Source organism: Dermacoccus sp. CCH2-D9 (assembly GCF_001556795.1).
Classification (GTDB): Bacteria; Actinomycetota; Actinomycetes; order Actinomycetales; family Dermatophilaceae; genus Dermacoccus; species Dermacoccus nishinomiyaensis.
The window spans coordinates 1-10,965 of sequence record NZ_LSJT01000007.1 but is presented as its reverse complement, the minus strand read 5'-3'; the positions used below and the strand labels follow the sequence as shown (position 1 = coordinate 10,965).

Below are 10,965 nucleotides of genomic sequence, written 5' to 3'. Positions count from 1 at the left end.
GCTGCTCGAAGCCGGAGGGTTCAGACCCGCGCTACACCCTCATTCGTGAAGAGCCTGCAAGCCCCGTCCTGCGTGCGGGTCGTGACCAGAGCGTCATGACTGGCCACCCTTGAACGCGTTGCAGATGTACTGCGCCGATCCTCCATGGGGGGAAGAGCTGCGTAACGCTGCCTGCCGCCACGCCGATGTACCACACGGTACGACGCATGCCCGCGCGGTCGAGGAGGTGTCATGGATCAGCTGCTCCACCTCGCCCGTGCGCGCCGGGCGCTCGCCGCCGCCGGGTGCATCGGCGCCCTCGTCTTCACCGCCGCACCGACGGCCGAAGGGGGCCGCACCCTTCAGGCGGCCGGCGCCAACCCGACGTCACGCACCGGGGTGCTCATCGAACCCTCCGACGATGGGGACGAAGCGCACTTCTGCACCGCCTCGGTCGTCCACAGTGAGAGCAAGGACGTCATCATGACGGCCGCGCACTGCCTCGGCGGCAAGTCCGACGACCTCGTGTTCGTCCCGCAGTACTCGGGTGGGGCTCGCCCGTTGGGCACGTGGAAGGTGAAGGCCGCGTTCCTCGACTCCGCATGGATGGAGAATCAGGATCCCGACGCCGACGTCGCGTTCTTGAGCATCGAGACGCACGGCAGCGGCAAGAACGTCCAGCACATCGAGGACGCCACGGGCGCCTACGAGCTGGAGGTCGGGCGCTCCCGCGCGGCCGGCAAACCAGTCTCCGTCCAGTCGTACAACAACGACTCCGACATGCCGATCGTCTGCCAGACCACCGTTCTCGACGACGACAACGACCCCGTCTTCCACTGCGACGGCTACTCGACGGGCAGCAGCGGCTCGCCGTGGGTCACGACCGTGACGAGCAAGGGCCACAGCGAGCAGCAGGTCATCGGCCTCATCGGCGGCCATCATCAGGGCGGCTGCTACACGCACACGTCCTACAGCCCGGCGTTCGACTCGCGCGATCTCGTGCTGCTCGCCCGCGCCGACGCCGGTGGCGCCGGCGACACGGCCCCCACGCCCGGCGACGACGGCTGCTGACACGCCGCGTCTCACCACGGCCTGCTCGCCTGGCAACCCGCTGATCGCGCATCTTCCGAGACGCGCGAACTGACGACCGTCACCCGATGACGATGCCCTGCGCCGCTGCGACGGCGAGCGCCGCGTCGACGTCCATGCGGGTCTGCGCGAAGCGTGCCTGGGCGAGATCGATGCCGTCGACGCGGGCGCCGCGCAGGTCGGCGTCCCGTAGGTCGGCCCCGCGCAGGGTGGCGCCGCTGAGGTCGGCGTCGGCGAAGACCGTTCTGCGCAGGGACGATTCGCTGAGGTCGGCGTCGCTGAGGCGGGCGCCGGTGAAGTCGAGGCCGTCGAGTGTCTGCTGACGCATCGTCACCATCGCCCACTGCCCGCCGACGATCGTCGTGTCGCGCCACCCGCAGTCGGCGAACGTCGAACCGGTCATCTTGCAGCCGTCGAGCGTCGTCATCGCGAACGAGCAACCGCTCAGTGTGGCGCCGGTGAACGCGACCCGCTCGAGTGTGGTGTCGTTGAAGCGGCAGTCGAACAGGGCGCATCCTTCGAACGTCACGTCGACAAGGTCCTTCTCCGTGAAGTCGCACGCCGTGAACCGACAGTCGACGAAGCGGGCCCCGTCGAGGTCGCGCTCGTAGAAGTCGATCCCGACGAACCGTTCGCCGCGCGTCGTGTCACTCATGCGTCCATGCTCGCATCGCGCGCCGCGCATCCATCGCAAGGATGACGCAGGCTCCGTCGCGCGGATGAATCCTCGGTGCCGGGAGGATGAGATGACACGCCGATGCGGCCTGACGCGGCGTGAGCCTCCTAGGGTTGAGACCATGATCACAGTAGAGGGGTTGACCAAGGTCTACGGGAACACCGTGTCGGTCGACAACGTCAGCTTTCAGGCCAAGCCGGGTCGTGTGACCGGCTTCCTCGGCCCGAACGGCGCTGGCAAGTCGACGTGCATGCGGATGATGACGGGGCTGACACCGCCGACGCGGGGTCACGCCACCATCCTCGGCAAGGACTACAGCAAGCTCGATAACCCGGGCCGCCACGTCGGCGTCCTGCTCGACGCGAGCGCGCAGCACGTCGGACGCACCGGGCACGAGGTGCTGACGATCGGCGCGAAGACGATGGGGCTGCCCGCCGACCGAGTCACCGAGATCCTCGACGTCGTCGGCCTGACGCCTGCGGAGGCGAAGCGACGCGTCGGCGACTACTCGCTCGGCATGCGTCAGCGCCTCGGCATCGGGCACGCGCTGCTCGGCGACCCGGACGTGCTCATCCTCGACGAGCCCGCGAACGGTCTCGACCCGGCCGGCATCCGCTGGATGCGCGGGCTGTTGCGCTCGTACGCGGAGCGCGGCGGAACCGTGCTGCTGTCGAGCCACCTGCTGCACGAGGTCGAGCAGGTCGCCGACGACCTCGTCATGATCGGACGCGGACGCATCGTGCGTCAGGGCTCGAAGCAGGAGCTGCTGCGCGGTGCGGGCACGAACGCCGCGAGCACCGACGACGCCGCCCTCGCCTCCGCCCTGCAGGCCGCCGGAATCCCGGTGCAGCGCACCCAGACCGGCATCCACACGCCCGCCGAACCCATCGACGTCGGCCGCGTGGCCGCGCAGCACGGCATCGTGCTCGTCCAGCTCGGCGCCGCCGGTGGTGCGGGCCTCGAAGAGATGTTCCTCAACCTCACCGCCGCCGACTCCCGGGAGGTCGCACGATGAGCACACCGATCAACCCCAACCAGCCGCAGCAGCGTCAGCCGCAGGGCGCGCCGTCGGGACCGCCGCAGATGCAGGGCGCGCCGACAGGGCGCCCCGGCATGCAGCCGCTGTATGCGGGCGGCCCGGGCGGTGGTGTGCTGGATTCGGCCGCGCCGACGCACGCTCGCCTGCCCAAGCGTCTCGGTGACGCCGGCAAGTCGACGCCGATCGGCTTCGGCCAACTGCTCGCCGTCGAGCTGCGCAAGCTGACGGACACCCGCGCCGGCACGTGGCTCATGGCCATCACCGCGTTGCTCATCGTGCTCGCCTCCGCCCTGGTGGCGTACACCGAGCGCGACGGCGTGAAGTTCTTCGACCTCATCGGCGCCACCCTTATCCCGATGAACTATCTCGTGCCGATCCTGGGCATCCTCGCGGTGACGAGCGAGTGGTCACAACGCACCGGGCTCATCACGTTCACCCTCGAACCGCGACGGGGGCGCGTCGTGCTCGCGAAGCTGGCGGCGACGCTCCTCACAGCGGTCACGGCGACGATCGTCGCGCTGGCCGTGGCGGCCGGGCTGACGCTGCTCGTCGGCTCCCTCGGCAGCGGGGACGCCGATTGGCACATGAAGGGCACGGCCTACGCGACGTTGTTCGCCTACATGCTGCTGCAGGCGGGCATGGGCGTCGCGTTCGGTCTTCTCATCCAGAACACGCCCGGTGCGATCTGCGCGTTCCTGTTCATCCCGATCGTCGTCTCCCTGTTCAACCTGGCCGGCGAATGGGGCCAGAAGGCGGCCGAGTGGGTCAACCCGCAGCAGTCGATGGCACCCCTCATCGACGGCTCCGTGAGCGGCGACCAGTGGGGCAAGCTCGCCGTCACGCTCGCGCTGTGGCTCGTGCTGCCGATGGTGCTCGGTTTCGTCCGCCTCACCAAGCGTGAGGTCAAGTCGGCCTGACGTGCTCGACATGACGAACGGGGCCGGTTCCTTCCTGGTGAAGGAGCCGGCCCCGCTCGTTCGTCCTCGGTGGACGCCGTCACTCGCGATCAGCGGGTCGCCCACGTGGTCATAGCGCCTACCGGGCACCAGCGCCCACCGGGCACCAGTGCTCGCCGCACCTGAGCGGATGCCCTCGAGCGTCAGCTCATCGCTGCAGCGAGGTGCGCCCATTCGTCAGCGCTGACGTTGCCGCCCGTCACGACGACGGCGGCGGTGCCGGAGCTTCGGGCGTTGAGGCCGGTCGTGCCGTGCTGGGTGCCCTGCCGCGCGACGAGACCGGCGAGTGCGGCAGCGCCCGCGCCCTCGGCGAGCACCCGCGCGTGACGGGCGAGAAGCGTTGCAGCGGCGTCGATCTCGTCGTCGGTGACGAGGTCGAAGCCCTGCAGGCCGAGACTGCCGGCGCCGCCTGCGTCGCCGCGCATGATGCTCTGCGGCGTCTCGAAACCGTGCGCCGTCGCGAGGCCGCTGACGCGCGTCGTCGCGGGGCGGCTCTGCATGAAGCCACTCGTCCACGAGTCGTACGCGGCCGTCGCGCCGTCGGACTGCACGCCGATGACGCGCACGTGCGGGGCGATCGCGTCGCGTACGAGGCACGCGCCGGCGGCGCCGGAGCCGCTGCCGATCGGCACGTAGATCTCGTCGATGCCCGGGTTCGACTGCAGCAGTTCGAGATACGCCGTCGCGTGGCCGTGGATGATCGCCGGGTCATTGCCCGGATTGACGAACCGCATGCCGCTCGTCTCCGCGAGGTGGCGGGCGTGAGCGGATTCCTCGGCGAGCGTCGGGCCCTCGATGACGACGTCGGCGCCGAGGGCGCGCACCGCGTCGACCTTGACGCTCGGCGCGCACGCGGGCATGACGATGACGGCGCGCGTCCCGGCCACGCGTGCCGCGAACGCGATCGACTGCGCGTGGTTTCCCGTGGAACAGGTGACGAGACCGGCGGAACGCTCGTCGGTGTCGAGACGGCTCGCGAGCGTGAGGCCGCCACGCACCTTGAACGAGCCCGTCGGGTTCATGTTCTCGTGCTTGACGACGACATCGCGGCCCACCGCGTCACTCAGTGCCGCGTACCGCCACGTCGGCGTGGGCACGAGGTGTGCAGCGAGGGCCTCGGCTGCGGCGAGGACGCCGTCGAAGGAGACGACCGGGGTCGCCGAGCCGGTGTCGCCGGTGCCGCCAGTGGCAGGTGCGGCGCGGGTGGGCTCGACGGGCTGCATGTGCGGGGCCGACACGAGGTCGTGCGGCGCAGCGGTTTCGCGGGTTGGCGGCGGCAGGATCGGCATGCCTCCAGCGTGCGCGACGGCGAATCATCCGTCCAATACATGCAATCACTTGATCGCATCGATAGCGCCGATACATTGAGGGGGTGGAGATGAAACGCCTCGAAGCCCTCGTCGCGCTCGCCCGGGAAGGAACGGTGAGCGCGGCGGCGACGGCTCTGGGCTGCGGGCAACCGACGGTCTCGCACCACCTGCGCCGACTCGAGGAGGAGACCGGCGCCGTGCTCGTGCAGCACGTCGGGCGCGGGGTGCGGTTGACGCCCGACGGCGCGCGTCTGGCGGCGCGCGGCGAGGAGATCCTCGGCCTGTTGCGGCGCGCCGAGGTGGAACTCGACACCATGACCACGCTCGCCGCAGGGCACGTGCGCCTCGCGGCCTTCCCCTCTGCCTGCAGCACGATCGTGCCGCGGCTGCTCCTGACGCTCGCCGACACGGCACCTGGTCTGACGTTCGACATCGTCGAGGTCGAACCGCCGGAAGCCGCCGCGTTGCTGCGCTCGGGGCAGGTCGACGTCGCCATCACGTTCGCCTATTCCGGGCAGCACTTCGACGACGACGTCACCGTCGAGCACCTCGGGTGGGACGCGTTGCACCTCGTCGAGCCGTTTCGTTCGGTTGGCGGCACGATCGCGGAGGGGCGCGCCTGCGGCGAGAGGGAAGCGACGGGCCTGCGGCCGGAAGAACTGCGAAGGTTCTCCGACGGCCGGTGGATCGCGGGGTGCGAGCGCTGCCGCACAGGGCTGCTCGACCTGTGCGCCTCCGTCGGAGTCGAGCCCGACATCGGCTTCGCCAGTGACGACGTCGTCGCCGTACAAGCTCTCGTGGCAGCGGGTTTCGGGGTGACGTTGCTATCTGCACTCGCGCTCGCGGGCCACCGCAACCCAGGCGTCGTCACGCACCCCGTTGTCGGCGCGGGCCGAGAACTGCACGTCGCGACGTACGGCGCACCGCCGCGCCCGGCCGCCGTCGAGGAGGTCGTGCAGACGCTGCTCGGCCTGTCGTGGAGCGCGTGACGAAAGGTTGAGCCGTGTCTCGACGGCGCGTCGATCGTGAGGGTCTGCAGTGATCGGTAGCGCGGCGCTCATTGCCCGAGAACGCGTCGTGCCTGACGCGTTTCTGGACGATGTTCGGACGCGCTGGGCGTCAGGGCGGGCCATCCAGGCCGAAGACTCCGCCGAACGGATCGACGAGCTGGCAGATGCTGCGCCCGCCGCCGATCGTGAGCGGCCCCCGATGATGCTCGGCTCCCGCATCGAAGCGCCTCGCGGTGGGTGCGCAGATCGCCCGTCGCGACCATGCCGCCGTCGCCGACGAATGTGACCGTGAATCGCAGATGTACACACAGCCGTCGGCCTGAGAACTCGGTGCGCCGCGAGGGGGGCGGGTCGTTCACGCGATGTTCATGCGGCCCGCTGTTGGACATGGCGACCAGAGGCGCTAATATGGAGTCATTCCAGTTAAGGAATGCTTGCGGCGGCGCCACGCTCGCCGCCGATCCCCAACGCGAAGGAGCATGACGTGTCGCTCATCAACACGACCATCAAGCCGTTCAAGGCCACCGCTTTCAAGCAGGGCGAATTCGTCGAGGTCTCCGAGGCCGACGTCGCCGACAAGTGGAGCATCTTCTTCTTCTACCCGGCCGACTTCACGTTCGTCTGCCCGACCGAGCTCGGCGACCTCGCCGACTACTACGACGAGCTGCAGAAGCTCGGCGTGGAGGTCTTCTCCGTCTCCACCGACACCCACTTCACGCACAAGGCGTGGCACGGCTCGTCCGAGACGATCGCCAAGATCGACTACGCGATGATCGGCGACCCGACGCTGCAGATCTCCCGCAACTTCGAGATCCTGCGTGAGGACGAGGGCCTCGCCAACCGCGGCACCTTCCTCGTCGACCCCGACGGCGTCATCCAGTTCACCGAGGTCACCTCCGAAGGCATCGGCCGCAACGCCGCCGAGCTCGTCCGCAAGGTCAAGGCCGCCCAGTACATCCGCAACCACCCGGGCGAGGTCTGCCCCGCCAAGTGGGAAGAGGGCGCCGAGTCGCTCACGCCGTCGCTGGACCTCGTCGGCAAGATCTGAGTTCAGCCCTTTGCAGGCTCAGACTGAACTCAGCTGTGCCCTCTTGACCTGACTCCTCAATGCTCACACTGGAGGCTTCGCAAGCTCAGCCTCCAGGCTCGCGTGATCGTCGCCAGGTCGTAGCCGGTCGCCGCCTCGCCGTGATCACCGAACGAGTTCGCACGCTCACTCGTTCGCCTCCGACGGCGGGGCGGCGCCCGGCCTGGCGTGATCGCCTGAGAGCTGGCCCCACGTGGAGACTTTTTCTGCTCTCAACTGTGGGGGCTCATGCTGCTGGCAGCGCCCGCCCGCTTGAGGAGTGAAACTCGGCATGGCGGAGTTTCAGTCCGCAACGCCCCGGTCGAGCACCGAAACCCTGCAATGCAGAGTTTTGGCCCTCAGGCCGCGGGTGGAGGGTGACGAGAACGCCCCCAAGGCTCTCGTCCCTCTCCACTCGTGACCTGCCCCGCCCCGGTCGCCCGTGTGGGCTCACAAGACCTTCTCGCCAGACCTTCTCTCCACAGATTCTTGACACACCGCCCCGTTCGGGCCAACCCGTACCTTTTTCGTCCCCTCGCCGACACCAGGAGGCACCCCATGGCCGTTCTCGACGCCAACATGACAGCCCAGCTGCAGCAGCTGCTCGGCAACCTTCGTGAACCGATCGTGCTGCGCGCCAGCCTCGACGACTCCGACAAGTCGAAGCAGACCGAAGAGCTCCTCAAGGAGATCGAGGCGCTGCACGACAAGGTGAGCTACGAGCGCAGCGACGACAACGAGCGTCGGCCGAGCTTCGAGATCGCTCGCGCCGGCACGGACGTCGGCGTCCACTTCGCGGGCCTGCCGATGGGGCACGAGTTCACGTCGCTCGTCCTCGCGTTGTTGCAGGTCGGCGGCCACCCCGTCAAGATCAGTGACGAGCAGGCGCAGCAGATCCGTGACATCGAGGGCACGTTCCACTTCGAGACGTACATGTCGCTGACGTGCCAGAACTGCCCCGACGTCGTGCAGGCGCTCAACGCGATGAGCGTGCTCAACCCGAACATCCACCACATCGCGATCGAGGGCGGCGCGTTCCAGGACGAGATCGAGGCGCGCGACATCAAGGCCGTCCCGACGGTCTACCTCAACGGTGAGGTCTTCGGCCAGGGCCGCATGACCGTCGAAGACTTCATCAGCAAGCTCGACACCGGCGCCGACGCGAAGGCTGCGGCGAAGCTCAGCGAGAAGGAGCCGTTCGGCGTCCTCGTCATCGGTGGTGGCCCCGCGGGCGTCGCGGCCGCGATCTACACCGCACGCAAGGGCATCCGCACCGGCCTCGTCGCCGAGCGCATCGGCGGCCAGGTGCTCGACACGAACGCCATCGAGAACTTCATCTCGATGCCGTACACGGAGGGCCCCAAGCTCGCCGCCGCGCTCGAGGCGCACCTGCACGAGTACGAGATCGACGTGATGAAGGCGCAGAAGGTCGCGTCCATCACCGACGAGGACGGCCTCAAGAAGGTCGTCACCGAGACGGGCGCCGAACTGCGCGCCAAGCAGGTCATCATCGCGACGGGTGCCCGCTGGCGTCGCATGGGCGTTCCGGGCGAGGAAGAGTACCGCAACAAGGGCGTCACCTTCTGCCCGCACTGCGACGGTCCGCTGTTCAAGGGCAAGAGCGTCGCCGTCATCGGTGGCGGCAACTCCGGCGTCGAGGCTGCGATCGACCTGGCGGGCGTCGTCGGGCACGTCACCGTCGTCGAGTTCCTCGATACGATGCGCGCCGACGACGTGCTGCAGCGCAAGCTGAAGTCGCTGCCCAACGTCGACATCATCCTGTCGGCCGCGACGAGTGAGGTCGTCGGCGACGGCAAGGGCGTCACCGGCCTGACGTACACCGACCGCGAGACCAACGAGAGCAAGAGCATCGACGTCGAGGGCGTGTTCGTCCAGATCGGCCTGCTGCCGAACACCGAGTTCCTCCACGGTGTCGTCGACCTCAACGAGCGCAAGGAGATCGTCATCTCCGACCGCGGTGCGACGTCCGACCCGGCCATCTTCGCCGCCGGCGACGTCACGACCGAGCCGTACAAGCAGATCGTCGTCGCCGAAGGCTCCGGCGCGACGGCCGCACTCGGCGCGTTCGACGCGAGCATCCGCGGCTGATCCGTCAGCGTGTTTCACGTGAAACACCCCGCCCCTCCGTGCGAGGGTTGGGGTGTTTCCAGCGCATCCACTGGAAAGCCTGGAGGTTTGCCGTGGCTGCCTGCGCGGTCGTCGGATCGGTGGCGGCCATCACCTCCAGTCCCTGGCTCGGGCTGGCCGGCGGGGTGTCCTGGGGCCTGCGCCTCGCCGGGCTGACGTGCGTCGGCGCTGCCGTGGTGGGCACGCTCGCGGGCGGAAGATCCCCTCGGGGAGCGCCTTGAACCGATGACGGTCCCGTCCGGCCAGGGGCAGCGATCGTCGTGCCGCCGCCCGCGCGTCGATAACGAACAGGTCACGCCTGGTTGCTACCGTGTTGCGTCATTCGATCCACGCCGGGAAGCCCTGGAGGCACCATGCTCGAGCAGCTGCAGCTCATCCTCAAGGCGCTTCCCTGGACAGGCCCGGCCGTGCTCGGCGGGTTCGTCCTCGCGCTGCTGACGACGTTGCTCTTCCCGACGCGCCGCTCACGCGCCGATCGGCTCGGGTTCGCGCTGCTGACGTGGTGTCTCGTCGTCGCGGCCGTCGTGACGTTGAGCCCGGTCAAGAACGACTACTTCGGGGTGCCGACGACGGGCTGCGACTGGTCGGTATGGCGGCCTCTCGCCCGTGAGTACTGGTTCAGCGCCGGCTCGCGGCCCCCGAACGTGTGGCTGTTCCTGCCTGCGGGCGTCGGCGTCATGCTGCTCGACGGCGTGTGGCGCAAGATCCTCGGCGTCATGGTGTTGTTCGCGCTGCCGCCGGGAATCGAGACGTTGCAGGATCTCTACCCCGAACTCAAGCGCAGTTGCTCGAGCCAGGACGTCGTCGACAACTGGACGGGTCTAGCGCTCGGCCTGACGCTCGGGCTCGTGCTGGCGATCCTCCTCGCGATCGTGCGTACCATCTCGCGCGCCTCACGGGGTCGGCGTGAGCGCCGCGCGGGAGTGCTCGACGGTGGTTCTGCGCAAGGTGCGCACCCGGCGGACGCTCGCACCGACGAGCGTCTCGACGACGCATCGCGCGCCGGCGAGCGTCCCCTCCCGCTCGGTGGCCGCGCCGACAGTCGCCAGTACGACGACTTCGGTGACTTCGACGACACGCCCAGCTCGACGCGGTGGTACGAGCGCTCGGGTGAAGCCGCCGTCGACCACACCCCGCCCTACGGCACGTCACGCGACGAGGCCCGGACGCAGGCCATGCGCCCCGGACGTGCCGGTCGAGACGTCGGCACGTCCGGGGCGAGCGCGCCGCGTCACGGGCGCGGCGGAGACGACGACACCGAGATCATTCGGCGCACATGACCCCGAACAAGGGGACGAACGAAGCCAGGCGACCGTCGCAGGTCCGCCCCACCGGCCCGGCCATGCCAGCTGACAGCGACCGCGGTTCGACCGGCTACCTCGCGCGCGTGCGTCAGGGATGGAGTCGGCTGACACCGCGCCAGGCGTTCGACGAGCAGCAGCGTGGGGCCGTCATCGTCGACACGCGGACGGCGGAGCATCGCGCCGAGAGCGCGAACATCCCGGGTGCGCTCGTCATCGACCGCACGGTGCTCGAGTGGCGTCTTGATCCGAGCAACGCGTGGCGCATCCCGGAGGCGAGCAGCTGGGAGACGCGATACATCGTCATCTGCCGCCACGGTTTCTCCTCGAGCGTCGCGGCGCGGGCGCTTCAGGACGTCGGGCTCGTCAACGCGACCGACGTCATCGGCGG

10 protein-coding genes are annotated in these 10,965 nt (G+C 69.0%); 8 read left to right on the top strand and 2 right to left on the bottom strand.

Annotated elements, in window-relative coordinates:
- Positions 1-231: 231 nt before the first annotated feature.
- Positions 232-1,050, top strand: a complete 819-nt coding sequence (locus AX669_RS00700; RefSeq protein WP_062255969.1) for a serine protease — start codon at positions 232-234, stop codon at positions 1,048-1,050.
- A gap of 79 nt (positions 1,051-1,129) precedes the next feature.
- On the opposite strand, the gene AX669_RS00695 is transcribed toward AX669_RS00700, so the two are convergent.
- Positions 1,130-1,723: a pentapeptide repeat-containing protein gene (locus AX669_RS00695; RefSeq protein ID WP_062255967.1), complete on the bottom strand. Its 594-nt coding sequence runs from the start codon at positions 1,721-1,723 to the stop codon at positions 1,130-1,132.
- Between the two features lie 142 nt (positions 1,724-1,865).
- Here AX669_RS00695 and AX669_RS00690 point away from each other — a divergent pair, with 142 nt between their 5' ends.
- Entirely contained in the window at positions 1,866-2,759 is an 894-nt protein-coding gene (locus AX669_RS00690) for an ATP-binding cassette domain-containing protein (RefSeq protein ID WP_038566425.1), read from the top strand.
- Positions 2,756-3,700 carry an ABC transporter permease gene (locus AX669_RS00685; protein ID WP_062255965.1) on the top strand — a complete coding sequence of 315 codons (945 nt, stop codon included), beginning with the start codon at positions 2,756-2,758 and terminating at the stop codon, positions 3,698-3,700. The genes AX669_RS00690 and AX669_RS00685 overlap by 4 nt, the downstream gene beginning before the upstream one ends.
- A gap of 182 nt (positions 3,701-3,882) precedes the next feature.
- Here AX669_RS00685 and AX669_RS00680 read toward each other — a convergent pair whose 3' ends face one another.
- Positions 3,883-5,028, bottom strand: a complete 1,146-nt coding sequence (locus tag AX669_RS00680; protein WP_231729358.1) for a threonine/serine dehydratase — start codon at positions 5,026-5,028, stop codon at positions 3,883-3,885.
- Between the two features lie 89 nt (positions 5,029-5,117).
- Between AX669_RS00680 and AX669_RS00675 the strand changes: the two genes are divergently transcribed.
- From AX669_RS00675 to AX669_RS00655, 5 genes are all read left to right on the top strand, one after another.
- Positions 5,118-6,038 (top strand): LysR family transcriptional regulator, encoded by a 921-nt coding sequence (locus AX669_RS00675; RefSeq protein ID WP_082740412.1) that lies wholly within the window; start codon positions 5,118-5,120, stop codon positions 6,036-6,038.
- Positions 6,039-6,543: 505 nt separating this feature from the next.
- Positions 6,544-7,107 (top strand): alkyl hydroperoxide reductase subunit C, encoded by a 564-nt coding sequence (ahpC, locus tag AX669_RS00670; protein WP_006943499.1) that lies wholly within the window; start codon positions 6,544-6,546, stop codon positions 7,105-7,107.
- Between the two features lie 576 nt (positions 7,108-7,683).
- Positions 7,684-9,234: an alkyl hydroperoxide reductase subunit F gene (gene ahpF, locus AX669_RS00665; protein ID WP_062255961.1), complete on the top strand. Its 1,551-nt coding sequence runs from the start codon at positions 7,684-7,686 to the stop codon at positions 9,232-9,234.
- Between the two features lie 392 nt (positions 9,235-9,626).
- Positions 9,627-10,553, top strand: a complete 927-nt coding sequence (locus AX669_RS00660) for a hypothetical protein (RefSeq protein ID WP_062255958.1) — start codon at positions 9,627-9,629, stop codon at positions 10,551-10,553.
- Positions 10,554-10,615: 62 nt separating this feature from the next.
- The coding region (locus AX669_RS00655; protein WP_197418813.1) for a rhodanese-like domain-containing protein at positions 10,616-10,965 on the top strand (350 nt) is incomplete at its 3' end.